At 68.7% G+C, this 23,825-nt stretch carries 33 protein-coding genes and 1 tRNA gene; 18 read left to right on the top strand and 16 right to left on the bottom strand.

The genetic code is table 11. From position 1 onward, the window contains the following. The first annotated feature begins 17 nt into the window (after positions 1 to 17). On the top strand, positions 18 to 596 hold the full coding sequence (locus MKL11_RS20580; RefSeq protein ID WP_243946883.1) for a hypothetical protein: 579 nt from the start codon (positions 18 to 20) through the stop codon (positions 594 to 596). Positions 597 to 609: 13 nt separating this feature from the next. Next, positions 610 to 1,014, top strand: a complete 405-nt coding sequence (locus tag MKL11_RS20575) for a hypothetical protein (protein WP_243946881.1) — start codon at positions 610 to 612, stop codon at positions 1,012 to 1,014. A gap of 186 nt (positions 1,015 to 1,200) precedes the next feature. Here the strand turns inward: MKL11_RS20575 and MKL11_RS20570 are convergent, their stop codons facing one another. The 6 genes from MKL11_RS20570 to MKL11_RS20545 all read right to left on the bottom strand — a co-directional run bounded on the left by MKL11_RS20570 (position 1,201) and on the right by MKL11_RS20545 (position 5,017). Beyond that, complete coding sequence (locus MKL11_RS20570; RefSeq protein WP_243946879.1) at positions 1,201 to 1,626, bottom strand: hypothetical protein; 426 nt, start codon at positions 1,624 to 1,626, stop codon at positions 1,201 to 1,203. 51 nt (positions 1,627 to 1,677) lie between these two features. After that, positions 1,678 to 1,947 carry a hypothetical protein gene (locus MKL11_RS20565; RefSeq protein ID WP_243946877.1) on the bottom strand — a complete coding sequence of 90 codons (270 nt, stop codon included), beginning with the start codon at positions 1,945 to 1,947 and terminating at the stop codon, positions 1,678 to 1,680. A 109-nt stretch (positions 1,948 to 2,056) separates the two neighbouring features. Further along, positions 2,057 to 2,656 (bottom strand): hypothetical protein, encoded by a 600-nt coding sequence (locus tag MKL11_RS20560; protein ID WP_243946875.1) that lies wholly within the window; start codon positions 2,654 to 2,656, stop codon positions 2,057 to 2,059. Next, the gene (locus MKL11_RS20555) at positions 2,653 to 2,877 is read right to left on the bottom strand and encodes a hypothetical protein (protein ID WP_243946873.1); all 225 of its coding nucleotides are present in this window, start codon (positions 2,875 to 2,877) and stop codon (positions 2,653 to 2,655) included. Before MKL11_RS20555 ends, MKL11_RS20560 begins: the two co-directional genes overlap by 4 nt. A gap of 11 nt (positions 2,878 to 2,888) precedes the next feature. Next, complete coding sequence (locus MKL11_RS20550) at positions 2,889 to 4,526, bottom strand: AAA family ATPase (protein WP_243946870.1); 1,638 nt, start codon at positions 4,524 to 4,526, stop codon at positions 2,889 to 2,891. 188 nt (positions 4,527 to 4,714) lie between these two features. Then, positions 4,715 to 5,017, bottom strand: a complete 303-nt coding sequence (locus tag MKL11_RS20545; RefSeq protein ID WP_243946868.1) for a helix-turn-helix domain-containing protein — start codon at positions 5,015 to 5,017, stop codon at positions 4,715 to 4,717. A gap of 275 nt (positions 5,018 to 5,292) precedes the next feature. Here MKL11_RS20545 and MKL11_RS33170 point away from each other — a divergent pair, with 275 nt between their 5' ends. Next, positions 5,293 to 5,415, top strand: coding sequence for a hypothetical protein (locus MKL11_RS33170; protein WP_279600611.1), 123 nt, complete (start codon positions 5,293 to 5,295; stop codon positions 5,413 to 5,415). 197 nt (positions 5,416 to 5,612) lie between these two features. Here MKL11_RS33170 and MKL11_RS20540 read toward each other — a convergent pair whose 3' ends face one another. Further along, positions 5,613 to 5,831, bottom strand: a complete 219-nt coding sequence (locus MKL11_RS20540; RefSeq protein ID WP_243946866.1) for a hypothetical protein — start codon at positions 5,829 to 5,831, stop codon at positions 5,613 to 5,615. After that, a complete protein-coding gene (locus tag MKL11_RS20535; protein ID WP_243946863.1) occupies positions 5,832 to 6,110 on the bottom strand; it encodes a hypothetical protein in 279 nt (92 codons plus the stop codon). Between the two features lie 110 nt (positions 6,111 to 6,220). Between MKL11_RS20535 and MKL11_RS20530 the strand changes: the two genes are divergently transcribed. The 6 genes from MKL11_RS20530 (at position 6,221) to MKL11_RS20505 (ending at position 9,517) form a co-directional block, all read left to right on the top strand. Continuing rightward, the gene (locus tag MKL11_RS20530) at positions 6,221 to 6,703 is read left to right on the top strand and encodes a hypothetical protein (RefSeq protein ID WP_243946862.1); all 483 of its coding nucleotides are present in this window, start codon (positions 6,221 to 6,223) and stop codon (positions 6,701 to 6,703) included. Between the two features lie 3 nt (positions 6,704 to 6,706). Continuing rightward, entirely contained in the window at positions 6,707 to 7,156 is a 450-nt protein-coding gene (locus tag MKL11_RS20525) for a hypothetical protein (RefSeq protein WP_243946860.1), read from the top strand. A 2-nt stretch (positions 7,157 to 7,158) separates the two neighbouring features. Then, a complete protein-coding gene (locus tag MKL11_RS20520) occupies positions 7,159 to 7,713 on the top strand; it encodes a hypothetical protein (RefSeq protein ID WP_147762417.1) in 555 nt (184 codons plus the stop codon). After that, a complete protein-coding gene (locus tag MKL11_RS20515; RefSeq protein ID WP_147762416.1) occupies positions 7,710 to 8,126 on the top strand; it encodes a hypothetical protein in 417 nt (138 codons plus the stop codon). The genes MKL11_RS20520 and MKL11_RS20515 overlap by 4 nt, the downstream gene beginning before the upstream one ends. Positions 8,127 to 8,423: 297 nt before the next feature. Beyond that, a complete protein-coding gene (locus tag MKL11_RS20510; protein ID WP_243946859.1) occupies positions 8,424 to 9,209 on the top strand; it encodes a hypothetical protein in 786 nt (261 codons plus the stop codon). A gap of 113 nt (positions 9,210 to 9,322) precedes the next feature. After that, the gene (locus tag MKL11_RS20505; protein WP_409565884.1) at positions 9,323 to 9,517 is read left to right on the top strand and encodes a hypothetical protein; all 195 of its coding nucleotides are present in this window, start codon (positions 9,323 to 9,325) and stop codon (positions 9,515 to 9,517) included. Positions 9,518 to 9,703: 186 nt separating this feature from the next. On the opposite strand, the gene MKL11_RS20500 is transcribed toward MKL11_RS20505, so the two are convergent. The 3 genes from MKL11_RS20500 to MKL11_RS20490 form a co-directional block, all read right to left on the bottom strand. Further along, positions 9,704 to 10,165 (bottom strand): hypothetical protein, encoded by a 462-nt coding sequence (locus MKL11_RS20500; protein ID WP_243946857.1) that lies wholly within the window; start codon positions 10,163 to 10,165, stop codon positions 9,704 to 9,706. A 559-nt stretch (positions 10,166 to 10,724) separates the two neighbouring features. Then, a tRNA-Met gene (locus tag MKL11_RS20495) sits at positions 10,725 to 10,801 on the bottom strand. A gap of 78 nt (positions 10,802 to 10,879) precedes the next feature. Continuing rightward, positions 10,880 to 12,895, bottom strand: coding sequence for an OPT family oligopeptide transporter (locus MKL11_RS20490; protein WP_243946856.1), 2,016 nt, complete (start codon positions 12,893 to 12,895; stop codon positions 10,880 to 10,882). 131 nt (positions 12,896 to 13,026) lie between these two features. On the opposite strand from MKL11_RS20490, the gene MKL11_RS20485 reads away from it, so the two are divergent. After that, entirely contained in the window at positions 13,027 to 13,470 is a 444-nt protein-coding gene (locus tag MKL11_RS20485; RefSeq protein WP_243946855.1) for a CHRD domain-containing protein, read from the top strand. A gap of 641 nt (positions 13,471 to 14,111) precedes the next feature. Continuing rightward, a complete protein-coding gene (locus tag MKL11_RS20480; RefSeq protein WP_243946853.1) occupies positions 14,112 to 14,450 on the top strand; it encodes a hypothetical protein in 339 nt (112 codons plus the stop codon). Between the two features lie 256 nt (positions 14,451 to 14,706). Here MKL11_RS20480 and MKL11_RS20475 read toward each other — a convergent pair whose 3' ends face one another. Together MKL11_RS20475 and MKL11_RS20470 are read right to left on the bottom strand one after the other, a co-directional pair. After that, positions 14,707 to 15,081: a tautomerase family protein gene (locus MKL11_RS20475; protein ID WP_243946852.1), complete on the bottom strand. Its 375-nt coding sequence runs from the start codon at positions 15,079 to 15,081 to the stop codon at positions 14,707 to 14,709. Positions 15,082 to 15,139: 58 nt separating this feature from the next. After that, entirely contained in the window at positions 15,140 to 15,838 is a 699-nt protein-coding gene (locus tag MKL11_RS20470) for a glutathione S-transferase family protein (RefSeq protein ID WP_243946851.1), read from the bottom strand. A gap of 113 nt (positions 15,839 to 15,951) precedes the next feature. Between MKL11_RS20470 and MKL11_RS20465 the strand changes: the two genes are divergently transcribed. The 7 genes from MKL11_RS20465 to guaA all read left to right on the top strand — a co-directional run bounded on the left by MKL11_RS20465 (position 15,952) and on the right by guaA (position 22,286). After that, positions 15,952 to 16,527, top strand: a complete 576-nt coding sequence (locus tag MKL11_RS20465) for a TetR/AcrR family transcriptional regulator (protein WP_243946850.1) — start codon at positions 15,952 to 15,954, stop codon at positions 16,525 to 16,527. Between the two features lie 253 nt (positions 16,528 to 16,780). Then, positions 16,781 to 17,686, top strand: a complete 906-nt coding sequence (locus MKL11_RS20460; protein ID WP_243946849.1) for an aldo/keto reductase — start codon at positions 16,781 to 16,783, stop codon at positions 17,684 to 17,686. Beyond that, positions 17,676 to 18,419, top strand: coding sequence for an NADPH-dependent F420 reductase (locus tag MKL11_RS20455; RefSeq protein WP_243946848.1), 744 nt, complete (start codon positions 17,676 to 17,678; stop codon positions 18,417 to 18,419). The genes MKL11_RS20460 and MKL11_RS20455 overlap by 11 nt, the downstream gene beginning before the upstream one ends. A 7-nt stretch (positions 18,420 to 18,426) precedes the next feature. Further along, positions 18,427 to 19,776 (top strand): NTP/NDP exchange transporter, encoded by a 1,350-nt coding sequence (locus tag MKL11_RS20450; protein ID WP_243946847.1) that lies wholly within the window; start codon positions 18,427 to 18,429, stop codon positions 19,774 to 19,776. 106 nt (positions 19,777 to 19,882) lie between these two features. After that, complete coding sequence (locus MKL11_RS20445; RefSeq protein WP_243946846.1) at positions 19,883 to 20,218, top strand: hypothetical protein; 336 nt, start codon at positions 19,883 to 19,885, stop codon at positions 20,216 to 20,218. After that, positions 20,215 to 20,634, top strand: a complete 420-nt coding sequence (locus tag MKL11_RS20440) for a hypothetical protein (protein WP_243946844.1) — start codon at positions 20,215 to 20,217, stop codon at positions 20,632 to 20,634. Before MKL11_RS20445 ends, MKL11_RS20440 begins: the two co-directional genes overlap by 4 nt. Before the next feature lie 95 nt (positions 20,635 to 20,729). Continuing rightward, positions 20,730 to 22,286 (top strand): glutamine-hydrolyzing GMP synthase, encoded by a 1,557-nt coding sequence (gene guaA / locus MKL11_RS20435; protein ID WP_243946842.1) that lies wholly within the window; start codon positions 20,730 to 20,732, stop codon positions 22,284 to 22,286. A gap of 86 nt (positions 22,287 to 22,372) precedes the next feature. Here the strand turns inward: guaA and MKL11_RS20430 are convergent, their stop codons facing one another. From MKL11_RS20430 to MKL11_RS20420, 3 genes are all read right to left on the bottom strand, one after another. Beyond that, complete coding sequence (locus tag MKL11_RS20430; RefSeq protein WP_243946841.1) at positions 22,373 to 22,798, bottom strand: type II toxin-antitoxin system VapC family toxin; 426 nt, start codon at positions 22,796 to 22,798, stop codon at positions 22,373 to 22,375. Further along, positions 22,798 to 23,040, bottom strand: a complete 243-nt coding sequence (locus tag MKL11_RS20425) for a type II toxin-antitoxin system Phd/YefM family antitoxin (protein WP_243946915.1) — start codon at positions 23,038 to 23,040, stop codon at positions 22,798 to 22,800. Before MKL11_RS20425 ends, MKL11_RS20430 begins: the two co-directional genes overlap by 1 nt. A gap of 95 nt (positions 23,041 to 23,135) precedes the next feature. Next, entirely contained in the window at positions 23,136 to 23,744 is a 609-nt protein-coding gene (locus MKL11_RS20420) for a LysE/ArgO family amino acid transporter (RefSeq protein WP_243946840.1), read from the bottom strand. Positions 23,745 to 23,825 lie beyond the last annotated feature (81 nt).

Raw genomic sequence — 23,825 nt, 5'->3', positions numbered from 1 at the left:
TCGAAGGACCCCGACCGATGCCCAAGCGCCTGCCCGACCCGATCCTCGACGACTCACCCTCGAATGCGGTGCGCCGCTCCCGCCGCGACGACTATCTCGACCTCCTGACCTCCGCCGCGCAGTACAGCGTCGATGGACATCCGCAGCTCGGGGGCCTCGACCCGGACAAGCGGTTCCGGAACCCGACGGGCCGTCAACGCCCGGCCGTTTGGGCGCCGGCCGTGATGGCGAAGGCGCTGAAGAGGACCTCGGCCGGCAAGACCATGAATGCGAAGGCCCGACGCGAGGTGATCCGGGCCATCTTGGAGAGCCTGATCGACAACAAAATCGACCTCATCGGAGCCGATGAACGCGACCGCAACACGACCGAAGCCAACTCCTACCTGCTCATGGTCGCATCGGGCTGCTACGCACTTGAAGGAGAGCGGCTGCACTCTTTCAGGGCGGTCAACCGGCAGCCCCCGGTGTTGCCCTCGTCCGAGCGCGCCTACGTCTACGAACAGCCGATCCCGGAGGAGGCGGAGGAGGCGCCCGACATCGACGCCATGCTGGCCATGATGGGCAACCTCCCGCCCATGTCCCGCAACGGCCACTGAGAAGGATCGCCCCATGTCGAAGCGCCCCCGTATTGCCCACGCGCTCCCCCCGGAGCCCCTGGCCGTCTACCCCTTGGAGCTCCACACGATCGCCGAGGCGGTCTACGGCGCCGGCTACACCCGCGCCCAGCTCGCGGAGGGGCTGTCGGCCGCCCGCGGGCACAAGGTCAGCCTGTCGATCGTGTCGATGTGGCTGACCCGTTCGCGGCCGATCCCCGGGTGGCTGACGCCCGTCCTCGACGCCCTGCTTCTTGAGGGCGCGGCCGAGCATGACCGCGCCGCCGTCACCTGCCGCCGGTTCCGAGCGGATCTTCTCCGCCACCAGCTACAGGGCGTGCGGCCGCCCGAGCCCAAGGCACCGAATCCCGCGGCGGCCGTCGACCAGGTCCAGGAACTCGTATCCGAGACGGCCGAGTGAAGCAGCGGCGGTGCCGGAAATACTGGTAACGCGTTTACCAAAAACCGGGGTGTTCGGATCAGGCCGGTTTTCCTGAAGTAAATCCAGGACTTCCGGCGATCTGAATGAAAAAAACGCCGTAGCACATTTGAGCACACGGTCGGGTCCACACGGGCCGACGGTGTGCTCAAATGTGCTGACGTCGGGTCAGGACGGGCGGACACCGGGCCCCGGGGCGGCCTCTTCCTCCGGGGCCGGCTCGGGGGCGGGACGGCCCTTCCCGCGGCGGCCGGACAGGATCGCGTGGCGGTCCTCTGGATCCCGGGACGGCGACCCGAGGATGTACACTCGGCCGCTCTCACAGACCGCGTAGCCCTCGCCCTGTTGGATGACGACGCTCGTCGTGAGGATCGTGCTGCCGTGGAGGGGATGGTTCCAGCAGTATGCCTCGATGCAGGGGCGCGTCGTGCCCGGGTAATCCCGCACGCTCCAGTCGTCGAGGAAGGGCGCCGCGTCGACGGCGGCGTCGTCCGGGCGCCATGCGGGATCCACCCCGGCGAGGGCGGCGCGCACCGCGGCACGGCGCTCCTCGACGGCGCGGCGTTCGGCTGGTGTAAGATCTCGCAGGCGCATGGTCGTCTCCATCCTGGAGGCAGCATCGACCTCGGCGATGCCACCCACAAATCATCGCTGGATCGCCCCGGTCTGAGGGCACCCCGGCACGTTGCTCGACCACGCCGCGGGGCGGTCCCCGAGGCGCAGGACGAACCGGCGGCCGGGCAGCTGGAGCCGGTCCTCGCCGGCCTCGACGCGACCGGTCACGACGTCGCCCGAGACGGTGGCGATCCCCCATACGGCGGTCTTCGAATCCGGGCCCCAAGCGGTCCCCGAGATCCGGCACTCCAGGAGGAAGCGGCCGCCGCGGCGCACGGACAGCGTGCCATCGACGGTCATGCCGTCGTCGACGACGTGGCGGATCCGGACGCCCCAGCCCCCGTTGGGATGGCGCCGGGCAGGCAGGGAGCCGCGCCGGAGAGGGCGGCGACGAGAAGTAAGGTCCGCATCACCGATCCTCCGCATGGGCGCCGCAGCGCGTCGCCAGCCATGGGCCGCCCCGGGTCCTGCCGGGGGCACCGCACTTGTCGCAGACGTGGGCCGACAGGGTCTCGACGGCCTCGATCGCGTCGGCGATGTCGTCAGGCCAATCGTCCGCGTGATGGTGCCACCGGAGCGTGCCCATCTTCTCCTTCACGTCGGTGGTCTCGAACCCGCTTGGCACGCCGAGCTCCTCGATCCACTCCGCCCCGGTCGCGAGCAGCGCCGCCCATCCCGGGCCGGTGTAGGGCCCGCCGCTCGTGAACACGCTCGGGTGCCGCCCGGCGAGGACGCGGCTCCAGTCCGCCGGTGCGGTCGGGGTCCGCTCGCGCCAGCGCACCGCCAGGTACCGGGACAGGCCTTCGAGCAGCCACTGAGGGCCGACGCCGCCGCGCCAGCGCGTGCCGTCCTCCGTGGCGACGACGCGGTGCCCGCCTGGCCCTCCGATCCATCGCACGCGGGGGCCGGCCGGCGTCGGCTCCACGGCCGTGACGCGGATCGAGGGGACCCGTCGCTGGTCGCGTAGGACGGTGCCGGCGATCGAGTAGAATTCCTGGACGAGGCTCACCGGTCGCCCTCCGGCGGGAGGGGGAGGAAGCAGAAGGCCGCGCCCTCGGCCTCCATCGCGAGGCGCAGGGCACGGTCGGTGTCGATCCGCCCGGCGTCGAGCAGCCGAGCGATCCGGACGATGCGCGCCCGGCATCCCCGGCCGACGAGGGCGCAGATCCGCCCGTTCTCCCAGGCGTCCTGGATGCGATCCGCGAGGGCGGCGAGCTGAGCTTGCGACATCGGTGCCTCACTCAGTGGCGCGGCGCGAGGGCTTCGCGCCCGGAGAGCAGCGTCTCGACGATCCGGCGCAGGGGGCGGATGCTGCCGCCCTTGCCCCACGCCTCGGCGACGAGGGCGGCTTCCTCCGGGTCGAGGTCGGGGCACCAGGCCTCGTCCTGCCCGCGGTCGGCGCGGATTTCCGGGAGCAGCGTCGCGAGGATCGCCGGCAGGTCCTGAGGTCGGGGATCGGGAACGACGACGCATCTCAGTCTATCGAGCAGGGGAGCCGCGACGCCGGCCGTCGCGTTGGCCGTCGCGAGGTACTGGACCGCGCTCAGGTCGACCTCGGTCTCGATGTACGGGTCGAAGAAGGCACGGGACCCCTCCGGCTCCAGCATCGCGGTCAGCGTATCGACGAGGCTGCCGTTGTGGCGCCCGACCGCCGCCTTCTCCAGCTCGTCGACGATGAGCGCGGGGTTGGCCGTCCGGGTCCGCTGGAGCAGCTGGAGCGGGACGCAGCCACGGCCCGTGCTGTACTGCCGGGATGTACCTCCGAACGCCGCGTCCGCCACGCCGGCCGCGTTGTAGACGAGGGACGGGATCCCGCAGAGAGTGCATAGCCGCCTGAGGTAGCGGGTCTTGCCGCAGCCGGGACGCCCGACGACGAGCGTACGCTGGAACCGCGCGTACCTGCCGCCGACGAGGTCGCCGAGGAGCTTCCGCGTCAGGTCGCCGAGCCATGGGAACTCGCGGTCGAGGGCGATCCGCACCGCCGCGACGTCGATCCCGTGGATCAGCGGCAGCGCAACGCCAGCGAGAGGCTGGAATTCCGCCCGGGGTGTGTTGCCGCGCGAGGTGTTGGACGAGCCCGAGCTCGCACTGCCGGGCAAGTGGTCGAGGGCGTTTCGGCCGAGGACGACGAGCGTCGGCCCCGGCTTGGGCTTCCAGATCAGGTTGTCCAGGAATTCGGTGTCCGCCGGATCGACCGTCCCGTCAGCACCGACGCCGCCGTCGAGCACGGCCCTGTCGACCTCGACGAGCTCCTGCGCCTCGGTCCCGATCGAGAGCTCCGACGAGAGGTTCGAGACCCGTGCGTTGAGCATCGCCAGGCGCGGGTAGCGCGGCTCCGCGACGAAGTTCAGTAGGTCGAGCTCCTCCGTGCTGTCCTCGGCGAACAGGAGCGCGGAGCGGATCGCCAGCCACACTGGCGCGGCCCGGCCGTCGCGGAGCATGAGCCCCGCGAGGTTGAGGGCCCGGGCCGCCATGCGGGCGTTGGCCTCGGCCGAGCCGAAAGCCGCCTGGTGCGCGACCAGCTGGTCCGCGACACGCGACATCTCGATCGCCTGTTCCTGGTCGAGGTCGGACCGATCGAGTTCGCGGCGCAGCGCCCGTTCCAGCGCGGCCGCCGTCTTGGCCGACGGGGCCTCCGCTGCCCGCCGGGCGGCGAGGCGCACCTTGGCCGGGTACGTCGACCCAACCTCGGTCAGCGACATGATGGTGATGGCGAGGTCGAGGGCCGGCAGCCCCTTGGCCATCTCGCCGCCGAGCAGGCGCTCGTGCAGCGTCAGGGGCGTCTGCGGCTCGATCGGCCCGCAATACTGGGAGGGGTCCTGGAGGGACAGGCGCGTGGCGGCGACGCGGCGACCGCGGGTGTACGACGGCTTCGACATGGGAACGGCACTCACTGAAACGATAGACGCGAGGGCGCCGAGCCGGTGAGGCTCAGGCGGTGGCGGCTATCCGTTTCGAGAGTGCGCGGGTCATCGAGGTCTTTCCTGTCGAGACGGCGACCGTACCCCGGGGGATTCCGACGATGCAATCGTCGGCTCGGCCGGAGCCTGTGGAAACCTTCGGACGGTTAGCGGAACCTTGCAGCCCGCGCGGCCGGGTCCCGGAGTTGCTGCCTGAGCCTCTCGTTCTCCTCCGAAAGCTCGTCGAGGTCCGGCACGCCGCCGTGCCACTCCCGGACGCGGAGATCGAGGTCGAGCGCGTTCAGGACCCTGGCCACCTTCGCGATGCTGGGGTCGGCGATCTCGCCCCTCTCCAGCGCGGCGAGCCAGGCCGGGCTCACACCGGCCACCATGGCGAGCCGTCGCACGGGCATCCGGCGGGCCTTGGGGTTCGTGGCGATCTGCTCGCCGAGGTCTCTGAGCTCTTGCATGCCCGCATCGTAGCCGACCCGGATGAAAGACACCCCACCGACTCAGCGGCTGCGCGAAATCCCGGTCACCGTCCAGTGCGAATCGACGATCGGTGGCACACTGCGGATCTGTCGAAATCCGTAGGGGGAAATGGGATGTCATCCGAAGCGCAGGCCGTCGACCCGGCCGTAATCGCACGCCTGGCGGCCCGGTTCTCGGGTAACGCCCGGACCCGGGCCGCCCATGCCAAGTGGGCCGCTTGGGCCGCCCGGGCTGCCCTGCCGCCGACGCCGCCGTGGGAGCTGATCCGGGAGGTCCTCGATCAGGCGCAGCCGACGGGCTCAACACGCGCCAGCAGGCCGCGGGCGTCTACTCGATCATGGTCGCCAAGGGCCTCATCTCGGAGGGCCGGGCGTGAACGCTCCGACCCGAGCCCACGAGTCCGTCGCCCGGTACCTGCTGCAGAGGCAGGTCGTCCGCGAATGGCAGGCCGTCCAAGCTTTGAAGGGCGGCCGGATCATCGACACGGCAACACCCGAGCATCGCGCAGTCCGCGAGGCCGCCGTAGCCGAAGGATGGGCGCGGATACGAGAGGAAGAGGAAGCGCTCGCCCCCCTACCCGGGCAGCCGCTCCCCGACGATCGCCTCGACGGCGGCGGCCGCGGCCCCGGGCTCGCTTCCGTGCGGGACGACCTGGTTGGCCAGGGCGCGCCCCGTGACGAGGTCGACGACGAGGACGGTCGACCGCTCCGTGCCGAGGAGGACGCGGACGACGAGCTCGATGCGCGCGCCGGCGCCGGCGCCGTCCGCGATGTTGTGGAGGTCCTCGCGCATTCAGGCCTTCCCCTCGCCGGCGCGGGTCCGCACCGCCAGGGCCTCCGCGACGAGCTCGGCGACGCGCTGCCCGACGGCGGCCGCCCGCTTGGCAGGGATCGCCACGATGCGGGTCGGCGGGGACCCGGGCGCCTCCACGAACAGGCGACCCTCGCCGGTGAGGATGACCTGCGCGACGACGTGGGCCGGCTCGTGGACGTGGCCGGCCGGCCTGCGCGGGACGGGCCCCAGTTCAGCGAGCACGCGGATGGAGGCGGGGCCGTACTCGGCGTCAGACATGGGCGGGAGTCTGAGGCCGCCCCCGAGCAAGAGCAAGCCTGGACGGATGCGGAGAAGGCCCCGGCGGGCAGTCTGCCGGCGGTTTGGTCGGCCTGGTGATGGAGACGACGATGCAGATCAAGGACCTGGGTGACGAGGCGATCCGCGAGATCCTGGCGGAAGCGCTCGACGGCATGAACCGCCGGACGGGGAAGGCGTGGATGCTGGATCTCGACTACGAGCACGGCGACCTGCGCCTCCTGTGCGACCACAAGCTCGTGACGACGGCCAACGTCCGGCCGCACCTGGTGCCGCTGCGGGACGACGAGCCCCGCGTCCCCGACGCCATCCGCTTCCGCAGCGCCCTGCGCCGGCTGGTGCTGCAGGCGACCCAGTCCATCACGCCGGTCCCGGGGGCCGCCGACATCCCGGCCGCGCTGGCCCGGACCTTCCGCGCGATCGCGGCCCTCGACGCCCTCAAGGAGAAGGTCGGCCCCAACGAGGTCTTCCCCCTCGGCCACGACCTCCACCGGATCCTCGACCACCTCACGGGCAACGACCACTCGGGCTGTTCGAGCGCGCCGTCGGTCTCGGACTACGGCAGGGGGGCCTGAGCGATGTCGCCGTCGAAGGTCCGGAGCCTGGCGCGCCAGTACGCGGGGATGACCCCCAGCGAGATATCCAACCACGAGGACTGGGTCCGCCGGTTCAAGGCCGAGCGGGCCGAGGCGGAGGCGCGCAAGGCCGAGGCGGAACGCCAGTACGGGGTTGAGCTCCAGGCGATGACCGACCTCGATGCCGTCCGCGAGACTCTGCGGGTCACGTGCGACGAGTATGAGAACGATGCTGACCGGGCCCTGCAGATGCTCTCGATGGCCGGCTTCGTCCGATCCGACAAGCCTCACCGGGTCGACGCGCAGAGGGCTCTCGACGCGGTCGTCCGCACGATCGTCGGCATGATCCCCCGGCTGGTCGATCCACCTTCGTACTCCGAGATTGCCAGCCTCAACGAGCTCATCATGAGCGCGGCGACGTCCCTGTCCAAGACGGCTCCGGTGAAGGCCTGACCATGTCCAAGCACTGCGACGAGTACCTCGACGACCCGACCCAACCCGAGTGCCTGCGGCGGTTCCTCGACTACCAATGCCGCCCGGCCGCGCTGAAGTACCCGACGGGCGACGCGGCCTTCGATAAGGCGATCGAGGATCGGCACGGCCTGCCCATGTGGCGCGACCCGGTCCCGACCCTGTTCGCCGACTGCGACGGCGAGCGCGTCCGGGTGACGATGGCCTCACGGTTCGGGGACGTCGGCGTCACCACGACCCTGACGGACGAGCACGGGTACGACGTCCGCGTCCCCGTCGACTACCTCTCGGACTTCAGCGCGACGGCGCCGGAGCCGAAGGAGATCGTCACGGTCGGCGGCATCGGCATTTCCGTGAGACGCAAGGGCGTGCGCGAGATGGCCAAGCGCATCGAGCAGACCACCGAGCTCACGACCGAGGTCGAGGTGACCTACCGGAGCGTGAGCCCGTTCGTCTCGATGCTGGCCTCGCTCCGGGAGGCCGGCCCCAACCGCAAGGCGCGCCGGGCTGCCGAGGCCAAGGCACGGAGGCGAGCATGACGAAGGCGAGGCTCACACCCAACGGCGACGGCACCTTCTCCCTGTCCGCGGGCAACATGCACCTCAACCGCGTGGCGCTCCCCTCGCTACGCGGGGTGGTGACCTGCCGAACCCTGCAGGCGACGGTCATCGGTTGCGGGGATGCCAAGGACGGGTCCTGGTCCGTCGCGCTCGACGACGTGAAGCTCGCGGCCGACCCCGTCTTTCAGATCGAGCCGACCTCTTGGGTGGCGGAGTGCTTGAGGCAGCAGGTGCAGGCCGCCATAGACGCTGGCTCGTACACCCCGCCGGACAGCCTCACCGCCGAGGAAATCGTGGCCGGCATGACGTTCAGCCCGGTCGGATCGAAGACCTTCATCAGCGGGGATGACGTCGAGCAGGTGAACCTCGGCTACATGGTGGACCTTTCGTGAGGCGGGCCACGATCGACGAGCTCGCCCGCGGGGCGACGCGGACCGTCGAGCGCATCATCGCCGCGTATCCCGGGGACGGCCCGGCCGAGCGGGAGTCCCGAATTCGGGACGCGCTCGCCCTGTGGATCGAGCACGCCGTGAACAGGGAAGCACGCAACGACAGGCGCCGGGTTGGGAGGACGAGGGCATGACTCACGGCCCGCTGCAGGTCCTCGTCATCTGGGCGGTGTTCGGGATCCCGTTGGGGACCGCCGTCGGCCTGGCGATCGCGTGGGGCGACACCTAAGGAAGTGGACGATGCCAAGCCGTAACCGCCGCGAGAAGCCGGACTACCGTCACCTGCACGGCCTAACTGCCGAGGCAGCCCTGGAGATCGCGATCTGCAACCCGACGTACGGTGAGGCGCACGACTATCGCCTGCTGGCCAGGATCCAGGCCCGCCTGGTGGCGATGTGGGGTGACCGGGATGACGTGGCCATCCACGACCTCGTGCCAGTCCACGAGACGGTCCGGGCTTCTGATCCGACGTTCTTCGGCCATGGCCGCGACTGGCGGGGTGCGTTCCTCCACGACGCCGTCGGCAACTTGGTGGGCTGGGGGATCCGGCTCGGCATCCTGGTGGAACAAGCCGTCGACGGGACCCGATCGTTCCGCATGGTCCGGCGCGACACCCTGTTCGAGCGGATGGGCAACGGGCAATGGCGCAGGCTCGATGCCGCCGGGGTGCGCGAGAGGAGCGCTCGCGGAGCCGCCCAGCGAGAGGCCGCCCGGATCCGGCACGCCGATGAAGTCGCGTACACGGTGCGCTGGCATGTCGGCTGCCTTTGCGAGAAGGGTGCCGCCATCCCGAAGGCCTGGTTCGCGTTCAAGGAGTTCGCCCCGTTGAACGGGCTGGCCGAGCGCGTCGCGGATGCCCGGACGACGTTCGAGGAAGCCCACCGCGGCATGCACATGGCCGACCAGAAGGCGTGGGTGAAGCAAGTCGAGGATCTCAACTACCGGACGCCCATGAAGCCGCCTTCGGCACCGGTGCCCGTCGCCATCCCGGAGGACGACGCGGATGCCCTGAGCGGTCTCACGTGATCGCCATGCGGCCCTGAACCCAAGCCGAAACGACGCGTCGGGGATCGACTCCAGCGGCAATTTGTTCTCTATTTGTTCTCATGTTCGAATCGATGGAGCAGGCCGTGGACGAGATGGAGTGCGCGTACTTGGAGGCGGCGGACGGCGACGCGAGGGACGCCCTGCGCCGCGCGCTCGGCGATGCGCTGCAGGAGTTGGCGGCCGTGTCGAGCCAGGTCAGCCGCGGCTTCGTGCGGGCATCGAGGCCGGCCGACCTGGCGAGGAAGCTCGGCACGGAGCGGCGGGCGCGGGAGGCGGCGAGGGCTTGAAACGAGGGAAGGCCCCGGCATCGACCCGGGGCCTTCCGATGAAACCTCGTATCAGGCCTTCGTATGAAACCTCGCGCACGGGGGCGAGGGAACTCGATCGCTTGAAGGCCGTGAACGACACGGGGTCATCCTCGCGCACGGGGGCGAGGAAGATCGGGCTCGAAGCCGGGCCCGAGAGGTGGCTTGCTAGCGCCGGCCCCTCCGGGGCTGGGTGCCGTCGTCCCCGAGGGGAACGCTATCGTACAGGGGGCGGTACCGGTCGCGGTTCTGTCCGAATGCGCCGCGGAGGAAATAATCCCAGTCGGACTCGTCGGTCCAATAGTCGACCTTCACGTCCGCTATGAACGAGCACATTGTTCGGACATGCTCGTCCGTGATGGGCTCTTCGCGTTGCGCATCTTCCGGGTCATTGCCATCGTATTCCCGGATCGGCAGGCCGACGCCCGCGTTGCCGAGCGCGCAGCGCCAATCATCGTAAATGCTCCTGGATGCGTGCCACATGGCCTCGACCAGGTGCGCCCTGTCCTCTGGGGTGAGCGCGGCGTACACGGCGTCGCCGACGGCGCCGTAGCTTCCCTTCAATTCCATGAGCCTGGTCGCCTCCTCCAATTCCTCGGAGGAGAGCTCGGATTGGTAGCCTGCCGCCATTGAAATAGTCCCATCGCCGGAGAAGACCTACCCGGTCGGGTAGGCCAGACTGTCCGCGATCGAAACCGCCTCACCAGGCGGAGCCCCCGTTCTGGGAGCGATCGAAGGCGGATGGGCCGCGGACGTATCCGGGCCCCGTCATCCCCGCGCACATGGGCGGGGTTCTCGGTCGGGAGGCGGATGCCGCCGTTGCGAGGTGCGTAGGAACCTCGCGCTCTGGGGCGAGGGGTGCACCACCATTGCCTATCGAACCCGCCCCCACGGATCCAGACGCGATACGAAGCTTGGTAAACGCCGGCGCGAGTGGCCGGATTGAGCGGCCGTCCAGCGCGATACTCACCTGACCCCCAAACCGCGAGCGTGCCCTTAAACAGGTCACGCTCGCCATTGCAGCATGATCCGAATCGATGGTCCATGACCATCCGAAGTCCCAAATCGGGGACGCGGGCGGCGGGATGAATATCTGGGGTCGCAGCCCGAGAGAAGCCCGAGAACCAAGAAGCCCCGGACGGCATGTCCAGGGCTCAACGGCTAACCGCAAGGAATGATTGAGTAATTTTGGTAGCGGGAGAGGGACTCGAACCCCCGACACGAGGATTATGATTCCTCTGCTCTAACCAGCTGAGCTACCCCGCCCCGAGCCGCGCGTCCTCACCCGGACACCGCGACCAGCGGGCGGGGTATAGGGAGGGCGGGCGCGGGCTGTCAACGGTTTTACGCGCGGAATTTGGGAGCGCCGACGGCCCTTCGCCGCGAAGAGACCGCGAAGCGTCCGCCGATGAACCGGAACGCCGCGAAGAAACCGCAGGCGAACACGGCGGCGCCGAGATAGGTCGCCGCATCGGCAAAATTCGGCCCGACCAGGCTTAGGGTCGAGGATCGTCCGGAAGCCGCGTCGACGGCGGTCAGGCCGATTCCGACGAAGCTCTCGCCGACCAGAAAACCGGAGGCGATCAGCACGCCCCGCCGGCGGGAGGCCTCCAGGGTTTCGGGATCGGCGCCGCGGCGGCGCAGGGCGCGGGTACACAGGAACCCGAGCAGGCCTCCGAGCCCGATGGTCATCTCCACCGAGAGCGGCAGGTACATGCCGATTCCCACGGTGAGCGCCGGGAAGCTGAACGCCCGGCGCTTGAGCGCGACTTCGAGCCCGACCATCACGGCCCCAAGGCCGCAACCGATCAGCAGCATCGGCCAGGGCAGGGTGCGGGCCACGATGCCGTCGGCGATCTGGGTGACCAGCGAGGCCTGCGGCACCGTGAGCGCCAAGGCCGGGTCCATGCCGGGCCGGGGCAGGGACCCGACGAAGCCGTAGGCGCCGTAGAGCAGCGACAGCAGCGGTACGATCACCAGCGACCCGACGGCGACGCCGACGATCAGGACCAGCTGCTGGCGCCAGGGCGTGGCGTCGACGATCTGGCCGGTCTTGAGATCCTGCAGGTTGTCGTTGGCGATCGAGCAGGCGGTGATGATCACCGAGCCCGCGAGCAGCACCAAAGCGACGGTGACGTGCCGCGCCTCCGGGTTGTCGGCCGGCCCGAGCAGCAGCGGCAGCAAGGCGGCGCCGACCATGGCGGTGAGGATGCCGATCCCCGAGATCGGGCTGGTCGAGGAGCCGAGCAGGCCGGCGAGGTAGCCGCAGACCGCCGCCATGGCCGCGCCGAACACCAGGCAGAACAGCAGGCCGGCCGCCACGATTGCGGCGAGCATCGGCCCGGCAACGCCGAGATCGGCCGCGAAGCCGGCAAACAACACCCCCAGGGGCAGGCACAGGGCCAGAGCCGCGCCACCGACCAGGGGCAGCGGCAGGTCGCGGTCCTGCCGGTCGGCGGCGTGCGTCGGATTGCCCGATTTCAGCGCCAGCCGGATGCTCCGGGCGATCGGCCGGATCAGCGTCGCCACAGTCCAGAACCCGCCGACCGCGATGATGCCGGCGCCGACCAGCCGGACCTGCCCCGACCAGACCGCCTGTGCCGCTGCCAAGGACGACAGGTCGGGCTGTGGCGCCAGAACGGTCAGCACCGGGACCAGGATGCCCCAGGCGATCACCACCCCGGTGAGCAGGGCGAGGCACGCCCCGATGCCGACGAGGTAGCCGACCCCGATCAGCGCCAAGGAGAAGCCGCTGCCGACGCTGAACACCGCGCCGCCGAGGCTGAAGGCGGTGAGCACGCCGTCGGCCAGGATCCGCAGGCCGCTGGTGGCGAAGGCGACGAGGCCGGAGCCGGCCGCGGCGATCAGCAAAGTCGTGAGGCTCCGCTCGCCGGTCTCCTCATGGCCGGCGCGCAGCACTTCGGCGGCGGCGACGCCCTCGGGGTAGGGGAGGTCGCTGCCCGAGACCAGCGCCCGGCGCAGCGGAATCGAGAACGCCACCCCCAGCCAGCCGCCGATCAGGCAGACCAGGCTGGTCTCCCAGAACGGGAAGCCGTGCCAATGCCCGATCAGCACGAGGCCGGGCAGCACCAGGATGACGTTGCACAGGGTGCCGGCGGCCGAGGCCTGGGTCTGGACGATGTTGGTCTCGAGGATGCCGGCGCCGCCGACGAGCCGCAGGGCGCCCATCGCGATCAGCGCCGCCGGGATCGAGGACGAGAAGGTCATCCCGGTCTTGAGGCCGAGATAGATGTTGGCGGCCATGAACACGACCGTGATCAGGGCGCCGAGCACGATCCCGCGGGCCGTGATCTCTTGTCCGTGCCGCCCCGCCGGAGCGCCCGCGTCCAACACCGCCATCGCGCCCCCGCCGCCGAACCGCGGACATCTGTCTCAGATCGGACGATAACCCGATGGCCGGCGCGGCGCCGCCCTCCTATCTTGCGACACGTGGCCCCGCTCGGTGGGCCGTGACGGAAGCGGAGCGTTCGATGACACGCCTTGCCAGCACGAGTTTCGCCGCCCTCCTCGCACTGACCATGCCGCTGGGTCTATCCGGTGCGCAGGCCGCGGGGGAGAGCATCCCCTACAAAGCGGCGCTCACCGGCGGCAGCGAAGTTCCGGCGACCGAGTCGAAGGGCACCGGCGCCGTGACGGCGACCTACGATCCGGCGACCAAGCGCCTGAGCTGGAACGGGACCTATAGCGGCCTGACCGGCCCGGTCACGGCGGCGCATTTCCACGGGCCGGCCCAGCCCGGCGTCAATGCCGGCGTGCTCGTGCCGGTGACCGCGACCAGCAGCCCGTTCTCAGGGGAAGCCACCCTGGACGACGCCAAGGCCGCCGACCTCGAAGCCGGCAAGCTCTATTTCAACCTCCACACCGCCGCGAACCCGAAGGGCGAGATCCGCGGGCAGGTCGAGCGGGCGCATTAGAGCCGTTCCCGATCGCGTTGCGACAGGGAACGGCTCTAAGTCCTTGTCTAGCCGCGCTCTCTCACGCCGAACCGGTGTCCACTTCGGCGGAGAGCGCTCTAGCGTTCGGAGACCATCGGGGATGAGGCGCTTCGGGGCGGCGCGGGGCGGGTTTGCCGGGCCGTTCCCAGCCTGCGCCTCGTCCTGAAGCGGCCGCGTGCAGCGTCGCCCGCGAAGGATGGGCGAGATCGGGTTGTCGGCAGGCTCGGCAGCGTTCCTCCGTCATTGCGGGCGCAGCGAAGCCATCCAGCGCGGCGGCCATCCTCGAATGTGGCGGATCACTCGGTCGCTTCGGGACGGTCGCGAGGACGGCGCGGGCTGATAGGCCTGATCCAAGCCTGACAAATCGCATGCGACGGCGAGGGCCGCCCGACAATCGGCACGGGAATGGGCCGAGGTCCCCCGCATTTCCCGCATCCGGCAACATTTTCACCGCCCACCCGGTGACCCCTCCGGCAAATGATGCTTAGAGCCATTCCCGGACGCGCTGCGACGGGGAACGGCTCTAAGTCCTTGATGTAACGCGCTCGCCTGCGCCGAACCGGTATCCACTTCGGCGGCGAGCGCTCTAGGCGGATCATCCCGAGCCGCCGGAGGTGCCGATGAAGCAGATCGAGGCCATCATTGCGTGGACGCCCGCCCGCTGGGCGGCCCTGCGACCTGAGACGGCCGGGCAGATCGTGGTGCTGCCGGTGCCCGACGAAACCGGCGTATCGAAAAGCTACGTGATGCGCGCTGGAGCGAGTTCCTCCGCGTTGGCGACCTTGTCGGACGAGGCGCGGATCGCCCGCCTGTTCATCGACTTCCAGACGATCGTGGTTCGCGACGGCCTGGACCCGCAGACGGTCCATCGGGCCTTCCTGGCGATCGACGAGTACCGGTTCCGGATCGCGCCGGACACCGAGGGCGCCGAGTTCGAGGATCCGCCCGAGGAGGACTAAGGTTTCGTTCCGGGGCGGAGTCGGATCGCACGCGCTATCGCGGCGGCGGGATCACGGCCAGCCTCACCCCGCGCTTTCCGCGCCGCATGCTACGCTCGAAGACCGTGATCTGCGTTGAGGAAATCTGACGGATGGAATCCATGCTCCGGGTCCGCTCCGGACCCGTCGCTATCGTCACGACAGCCGTTGGCGCTTCTTCAGGCCGGTCATGAGTTGGCGGTCCTGCGGCTTCAGATCGAGGTGATGTCAGACGTCGTCACCACGGCTGACCGTCACCGAACGACCAGTCCTCCTTGTCGACAAAGACCATGTTGATCATGATATCGTCTGGGCGGACGCCCATTTTCGATTTCAGCTCGTCGGCAACGAAGCGATAGAAAGCGAACTTGGTGTCCTTTTTATTGCCGACGGTGCTGGTCACCTGGATCAAGATGAAATCTGGTGACCGGCTAAAGCCAAGAAACCGTGGATCGTATATAAGATTTTTGGGTGTGTGCTCGCCAACCACTACAAAGCGGTCGCCATCGGGCGCTTCGAGGACGTCGACGATGCCCCGATAGACGATGTCCGCCACGGCAGCGCGGTACTCGGGCGGCTTCCCCTGGATCAGATCGATACGTGCAAAAGGCATGATGATCTCCTCGGGCGGGATTGCGGTTGGACGGCCGGCGGGACAGTCCGCCGGACGCTCACGTGCGGTTGTCGATCTCCGGTACGCCGCTGCTCCGGTCGGCATAGGCAGCGATAAAGGTTGGCCGGGTCTGCCAGCGCTGCCAGAATGCATCGAGATGTTCGAAGCGCTCGTCGAGCGGAGTGGCGTTGACCGGGAACTTCGAGAACGCGATCGCCGTCGCCAACGTGATGTCCGAGAACGTCGGCATCTCGCCGCCCAGGAGCCACTCGCGGCCGTCGGCGAGATGCCGGTCGACGAGACCAGCATGGGTCAGTGCCACCTTGCGGGAATGCTCGCCCCAGGCCGGATTGCTGGTCAGTTCGAGCTTCGGGCCCAGACCCTGATGCAGCACATGGAATGCGGTCACGATGGGGTAGAGGATGTGCACCCACACTCGGTTGTCCCACATCTGATCGAGGCCGCGCTCGTGCGCCGTCCCGCCCATGATCTTGCGGCCTTCGAACGCGTCGTCGAGGTAGCGGGCGATGGCAGAGGTCTCACTGAGGTAAGAGCCATCGGCGAGCGCGAGGGTCGGTGTCTCGCCCCAAGCGTTCATCTTCAGGTGCTTCCATCCTCGCTGCTCGCCGACCGGTGACATGTCGTAGATCGTCTCGTCGAAATGCTCGGCGATGCCCTTCTCGTGCATGAAGATCCGCAGGCGCTGCGGGTTCGGGAAGGCCGAGGGAGAGGTGAAGAGCTTGAGCTTGTCGGACATCGTCATCTCGCCTTCTTGGAACACTGCCTGTCTGCCATATGACAGACATCAACCTACGAACGTCATCTTGTCCCGTCAACCCCTGTCTGCCATATGACAGGTCGAGGTTGAGAATGGCAGCGACGTTGAAGAGGGATGTGCGGGAGGCGATCCTCGCGGCTGCGCGGGAAGCCGCGATGGCCTATGGCTACGGTGGCATCAATTTCCGCGACCTTGCGGAGGCCGTCGGCATCAAGGCCGCAAGCATCAACTACTACTTTGCCAACAAGGCCCTCCTCGGTGAAGCAGTTGCGCGCCGCTATTGGGAGGATATCGCTCGCGATCTCGAGGCTCTTTCGACCAGGACTGAAAGCCCGACGGAAGCTTTGCGGCGTTATCCCGGCATCTTCCGCTTATCCTTAGAGCGCAACAACCGCATGTGCCTCAGCAGCTTCATGGCGGCAGAATATGACGCGTTGCCTGAGCAGGTCTTGAAGGAGGTTCAGGCCTTCGCCGACGTGAATACGGCTTGGCTTCGCGAGCAGTTGGTTGCCTCAAAGCTGGTCAAGCCAGAAGACAGCGAGGCGAGAGCTCGTGCCATCTATGCTGCTGTCGCGGGAGCTCAGATCATCGCTCGAAGCCGTTCGGACATAAGCCTGTTCGACTCGTTGATCAGGAGCTATCAAGAGGCGGGACTGCTGCCGAACTAATTAAAGGCGCGACCGTAGACGAGGTCCGCGTCCCTGCATTGCCGGCCATAAGCGGACGGGCTGGAAACCACCCATCTCGGACGGTTCGGATGGGGACCATCCGTTGGATTTTCACGACGAGACCCAGCACGAGACGACGTCCAGCATTCGCTCGCGACCCCCGATTCTCGCGCAAGCGTGAGAATAACGAATACACTTTGGCCTGGCATCGCCCTATCTTCCAGTTGTGTCCTGACACCGCCGGAGGCCGGCCATGCCCGTATCCCGTCGTGCCGTCGTCGCGGCCACCGCCCTCGCGCCGCTCGCCGGGCGCCTGTCGTGGGCGGCCGAGCCGCTGATCAGGCGGCCGATCCCGTCCAGTGGCGAGATGCTGCCGGCGATCGGGATCGGCACCTCCCGGCGCTACGAGGTCGAGCCCGATCCCGAGACGGTGGCACCGCTCAAGGCGGCGGTGCAGAGCTTCGTCTCGCTCGGCGGCGCGGTGATCGACACCGCACCGAGCTACGGCACCGCCGAGGAGGTGCTCGGCCTGATCCTGGCCGAGCCGGGGCTGCGCCAGAAGATTTTTCTCGCGAGCAAGGTCGATACCCAGGGCCGCGACGCGACGCTAGCCGAGTTCGAGCGGTCGCTGCAGCGGATGAAGGTCGAGAGCCTCGATCTCGTGGCGGTCCACAACCTGATCGACGTGGACGCCAATCTCGCCGTGCTGCGCGACCTGAAGGCGGCCAAGCGGATCCGCTACGTCGGCGTCACGGTCTGGCGGGACGGCCAGCTCGACGCCCTCGAAGCCGTGATGAAGCGCGAGACCCTCGACTTCATCCAGGTGAACTACGCCATCGACAACCGGGCCGCGGCCGAGCGCGTGCTGCCGCTCGCCGCAGAGAAGGGCGTGGCCTTGATGACCAACGTGCCCTTCGGCCGCGATCGCCTGTTCAAGGCCGTGCAGGGAAAAGCGCTTCCGCCGGTGGCGAAGGATCTCGGCTGCACCAGCTGGCCGCAGTTCTTTTTGAAATACGTGCTCGGCCATCCGGCCGTGACCTGCCCGATCCCCGGCATGGCCAAGGTGGCCTATGTCGAGGACAACCTCGCCGCCGCCCGGGGCCCGCTCCCGGACCCGGCCCAGCGCAAGCAGATGGAGACGTTCATCGATGCGGTCTGATCGCACCACGCGGCGCGCTGCGCTCGCCCTCGCCGCCGGCTTTTCCGTCGCGGCGGCCCTCCCGGCGCTGGCCCAGGACAGTCCCAAAAAGATCAGGATCGGGGTGATCGGGGCCGGCAATATCGGCGGCACGATCGGAACCCTCTGGGTCAAGGACGGCCATGAGGTGATGTTCGCCTCGCGCCATCCCGAGACCCTGGCGCCGATGATCGCGGAGCTGGGCGCCAACGCCAAGGCCGGGACACCCGAGGAGGCGATCAAGTTCGGCGACGCGGTGTTCGTGGCGGTGCCCTACAAGGCCTATCCCGATCTCTCGAAGGATCTCGCGGCCTCGCTCGCCGGCAAGGTCGTGCTCGATGCCGGCAATGCCACGCAGAAGCGTGACGGCGCGCTCTACGACGAGGTCCAGGCGAACGGCATCGGGACGACTTCGGCCAAGTATTTCCCGGGCGCGAAGCTGGTCCGGGCGTTCAACGCGGCCAACTACAAGGTCTTCGCCAAGGCCGGCGCCGATGGCGGCAATGACCGTCCGGGTGGCCGGATGGCGATCCCGATCGCCGGCGACGATCCCGCGGCGCTGAAGGTGGCCGAAGGCCTGGTCCGCGATGCCGGGTTCGACCCGGTCGTGGTCGGCCCGCTCAAGGACGCCGACAAGTTCGCCATGGGATCGCCCGGCTTCGGCCACGAGGTGACCGCGCCCGAGCTGCGCGAGAAGCTCGGGCTCGGGAAGTAAGGGGCGCGTGGCTGAGGCTTCGACTCCCCGCGGCCCGCTCGCGCGCCTGATCGACATCCGCCCCGGTGAGGGCCAGGCGCTCGCCTGGTCCTGGGCCTACATCTTCTCGATCCTGGCGGCCTATTACGTGCTGCGCCCGATCCGCGACCAGATGGGCGTGGCCGGGGGCATCGAGAACCTGCCCTGGCTGTTCACCGCGACGCTCATCGGCATGCTCGCCCTCAACCTGCCCTTCGCCTATCTGGTGAAGCGCATGCCGCGGGCGCGGTTCGTGCCGCTCACCTACCGGTTCTTCGCCGCCAACATCCTGGCCTTCGCGCTGACCCTGTACCTTGCGCCGCCGGAATGGGGTGTCTGGATCGGGCGGGTGTTCTTCGTCTGGCTGTCGATCTTCAATCTGTTCGTGGTCTCGATCTTCTGGGCCACCATCGTCGACGTGTTCTCGAACGAGCAGGGCAAGCGCCTGTTCGGGTTCATCGCGGCCGGCGCGACGCTGGGCGCCATCGCGGGTTCGGCCACGACGGCGCTCCTCGCCAAGAACGTGCCGACCTGGGGGCTGATGCTCTGCGCGGTGGCGCTCCTGGAAGCCGCCGTGCTCTGCATGCGCGGACTCGCCGCTCTGTCGGCCCGGCTCCATGCGGTACCCGGCAGCGGCGAGACGGCGAATGACGGCCAGGACCGCACCATCGGCGGCAGCGTGCTGGCCGGCGTGACCCGGACCCTGGCCTCGCCCTACCTGCTGAACATCTCGCTGTTCCTGCTGCTGTTCTCGGTGACTTCGACCTTCCTGTATTTCGAGCAGGCCGGCATCGCCAAGAACAGCTTTTCGGACCGGGGCGCCCAGACCGCGTTCTTCGCCAGTGTCGACCTGGCGGTGAACGTGCTGACGCTCGGCGTGCAGCTGCTGCTCACGGGGCGGATCGTCAACCGCCTCGGCGTCGGGTTCACGCTCGCGCTGCTGCCGGCCTTCAGCATCCTGGGGTTTGCCGCGCTGGCGGTCTCGCCGACCATCGGGGTGATCGTGGCGTTCCAGGTCCTGCGCCGGGCCGGCAATTTCGCCATCGCCCGCCCGATCCGGGAGGTCCTGTTCACCGTGGTCCCCCGGGAGGATCGCTACAAGGCCAAGAGCTTCATCGACACGGTGGTCTACCGCCTCGGCGATCAGGTCGGGGCGTGGTCGTTCACCGGGATCCAGGGGCTCGGCTTCGGCAGCACCGGCATCGCCGGGGCGGCGGTGCCGCTGTCGGTGGCGTGGCTGCTCAACAGCCTCTGGCTCGGCCGGGCTCAGGATCGGCGTCGGGCCTCGCTGGATGCGGACGCCGCCGCGCCGGCGGCGGAACCGCTCGCCGCGCGTTAAGCGACGGTTTACCATGACGCGCGAGATCTCCGGATCGGCTCAGCCGGAGGGACGAGGCGGCATGATACGCGCGGCACAGCCTGGTCCGGGCCCGAAAATCCGCGCCGTGGCCCTCCTCGTCCTGCTGGCCGCCGCCCCGGTCGCGGCCCGCGCCGAGGAGCCGCTGTTCATCCGCATCCGGCCGACGCAGGAGGGCGACCGCGTTGCCCGGGAGGCCCTGTGGGTGCGCAGGCAGGCCCATGCCCGCGCGGTGATCGAATCCGTCTGCACCGGCTGCCTCGGGGCCTGGAAACCGGAGGCTGCGCCGCCCCCGTCCGTGAACCCCGCCCCCGCGCAGGCCAGGATTGCGGACCTGACGGCACCGTTAGGGCTTGAAACCGACCCCGGCTCCGGGGCATCCGGGCCAGCTTCCGATCCATCGCTTCCCGAGAGGCAACCATGACGCAATCGCATCCGACCAGCGGCGCGGAGCCCGAAGTCGATTGCCCCGTGAGCCTCGAGGTTCTGGGCGAGGTCTACCGGGCCGACGAGTTCGACCTGCCGATGATCCTGGAACAGATCCCGCCGCTGAAGCGCGCCCAACTCGCCGCCTACCTCTATGGCAAGAGCCACATGCACAAACTCGGCCTCAAGGTCGCCCGCTCCTGCGACCGGGACGACCTGATCCGGGTCGCCGGTGAGATCGGATCGGTGATCCACGGCCAGGCGCATCTGAAGCCCGCCAAGCCTGTGCCGGTAGCCGCGCCGGAGCTGCGCGCCAAGACCCTTCCCGGCCAGAAGAAGGTCAGCCTCGCGGGCGCGCCGGCCAAGCCCGCGATCAGCCTCGGCGGCTCGGCCAAGGTCCGCAACTTCGATTGACTGGGGCACGGTTGGCGCGTGCCTTGCGCGGCGATCCCCAGCCTGAGACGGGCGCATGCGTTGCGTGCGCCCCGGCCTTCGGATAATCGCCCGCGATGAACACCGACCACGACAAGATCCTGATCGTCGATTTCGGCTCCCAGGTGACCCAGCTCATCGCCCGGCGGGTGCGCGAAGAAGGGGTCTATTGCGAGATCGTGCCCTTCACCAAGGCGGAGGCCGCATTCCAGGAGCAGAAGCCCAAGGGCGTGATCCTCTCCGGCGGCCCCGAATCGGTGACCGTCGAGGCGAGCCCCCGGGCGCCGCAGCTGGTGTTCGAATCGGGCGTACCGGTCTTCGGCATCTGCTACGGCCAGCAGACCATGGCGGCTCAGCTCGGCGGTGCGGTCGAGGGCGGCCACCATGCCGAGTTCGGCCGGGCCGAGGTCGAGATCCTGGCCGATTGCCCGCTGTTCAACGGCGTCTGGCACAAGGGCGAAAAGTACCCGGTATGGATGAGCCATGGCGACCGGGTCACCAAGCTCCCCGACGGCTTCACCACCGTGGCGATCTCGAAGAATGCGCCCTTCGCGGCCGTGGCGGACGAGGCCCGCGACTACTACGCGGTGCAGTTCCACCCCGAGGTGGCCCACACCCCCCACGGCGCCCTGCTGATCCGCAACTTCGTGCGCGACATCGCCGGCTGCTCCGGCGACTGGACCATGGGCGCCTATCGCGAGGAAGCGATCGCGAAGATCCGCGAGCAGGTCGGCTCCGAGCGGGTGATCTGCGGCCTGTCGGGGGGCGTCGATTCCGCGGTGGCGGCGGTGCTGATCCACGAGGCGATCGGCGATCAGCTCACCTGCGTGTTCGTCGATCACGGGCTGCTGCGCCTCGGCGAGGCCGAACAGGTCGTGGCCCTGTTCCGCGACCACTACAATATTCCGCTCGTCCACGTGGAGGCGAGCGGCATGTTCCTCTCGGCGCTCGAAGGCGTCAGCGACCCGGAGGTCAAGCGGAAGACGATCGGCCGCCTGTTCATCGACGTATTCGAGGCCGAATCCAAAAAAATCGGCGGGGCGGCGTTCCTGGCGCAGGGCACGCTCTATCCGGACGTGATCGAGAGCGTGTCGTTCACCGGCGGCCCATCGGTGACGATCAAGAGCCACCACAATGTCGGCGGCCTGCCCGAGCGCATGAACATGCAGCTCGTGGAGCCGCTGCGCGAGTTGTTCAAGGACGAGGTCCGGGTGCTGGGCAGGGAGCTCGGCCTCCCGGATGCCTTCGTCGGCCGCCACCCGTTCCCGGGCCCGGGCTTGGCGATCCGCTGCCCGGGCACGATCACCCCGGAGAAGCTGGAAGCTCTGCGCAAGGCCGACGCGATCTATCTCGACGAGATCCGCCAGGCGGGACTCTACGACACGATCTGGCAGGCTTTCGCCGTGATCCTGCCGGTGAAGACGGTGGGTGTGATGGGCGACGGCCGCACCTACGACCACGTCTGCGCGCTCCGCGCCGTCACCTCGGTGGACGGCATGACCGCCGATTTCTACCCGTTCGACATGGCCTTCCTGGGCCGGGTCGCGACCCGGATCATCAACGAGGTGAAGGGCATCAACCGGGTGACCTACGACATCACCTCGAAGCCGCCCGGTACGATCGAGTGGGAGTGACGGGCGAGCAGCGTTGGGGGCAGCACTCCGGCCACCACCAGCCGTGAATGCCTCATCCGCGGTCCCCCCGCATCGACCGCGCTGGTTCAGGCAAACAGCCGCGTCGGAACGCCCAGCGCCGGACCGGCCTCGGCCAACAGTTGGTCGAGCGTATGCAACGTGGCACCGTGCTCCGACGCGATGGCGAGGTGCAGCGCATCCCCGGCCCGAAGCCCGAGGGTATGCTGATCGGCGAATTTCGCAGCGGTTCGGAATTGGCTGCCCATCACGCTCAAGACGATGAAACTCTCGGCGACCATCGTGTTGAACAGGGCGAGGGCCGCCGCGCGCTGCTCCAGGCTGACCTGTTTCGTCCGCAGCTTGATGGCCATAGCCGAGGACATTTCCGTGATGGTCCAATCGCTGATCAGAAGCTGCGCCGGATCCTGCTCCGCGAGCCAAGCCTGGACCAGCGGCGTCGTCGCTTCCTTCGAGAGCGCCGCGACGATCAGCGACGTATCGAGATAGAGCATCAGTAGCGGTCGCCGTCCCGCATCGACCGCACGAGATCCGCGGCATTGTCGGATTGCGGCGGCAGTGTTGCCGTCAGCGCCTGAAGCCGCGCAAGGTCGATCGGCCTGCGCGGCTTCGTTACGGCGGTCAGCCGCGCCACCGGCTTGCCGCGACGGGTGATGTCGATCGAATCGCCTGCCTCGACCCGATCGACCAACGCGCTCAGATGGGTCTTTGCATCTGCCAGCGTGACAGCATCCATTTCGCGCTCCTGACCATCTGGATAGTCATGTAGCAGGGCGGGATCGACAATTCGAGCGGGCATGATCGGAGCATGACGAAAACGGCGGCCCGCCCCTACCGTCCGCTCAGCAGCAGCTCAGCCGCGATGCCCCACATGGTGAGCGCGATCACGCCCTCCAGCACGCGCCACGCGGCCGGCTTGGCGAACAGGGGCCGGAGGATCGCGGCGCCGTAGCCCAGTGAGAAGAAGAACGCCACCGAGGCCGTCATCGCACCGGCCGCGAAGGCGGATTCCCGGCCCGGGAAGCGCGTCGAGATCGACCCGATCAGCAGAAGCGTGTCGAGATAGACGTGCGGGTTGAGCCAGGTCAGCGCGAGGCACGTCGCCAGCGTCCGCCCGCGGCCGGCCGCGGATCCGGGCGCGGGTTGCAGCGCCCCCGTGGCGGCGAAGGCCGACCGGAGGCTGCGCGCGCCGTACCAGATCAGAAAGGCCGCCCCGGCATACAGCATCGCCGGCCGGAGCCAGGGGGCAAGGACCACGATGCTCCTGAAGCTGGTGATGCCCGCCAGGATCAGGAGCGCGTCGGAGGCCGCGCAGATGGCGCAGACGAGGGCGACGTGCTCGCCGCGCAGGCCTTGCCGCAGCACGAACGCGTTCTGGGCTCCGATCGCCAGGATCAGACCGCCGCTGACGGACAGACCGGTCAGATAGACTTCGAGCACGCGGGGTCACTCACCGGGAGTCGGAGATTTTCGATAGTATCACCAAGTCATGCGTTTCAGGCGGACGACGATGTCCAAGGT

The organism is Methylobacterium sp. J-077 (assembly GCF_022829365.1).
In the GTDB taxonomy this organism is placed as follows: domain Bacteria; phylum Pseudomonadota; class Alphaproteobacteria; order Rhizobiales; family Beijerinckiaceae; genus Methylobacterium.
Note: the sequence above shows the minus strand (reverse complement) of the source record. Positions and strands in the feature narration are given on the sequence as shown.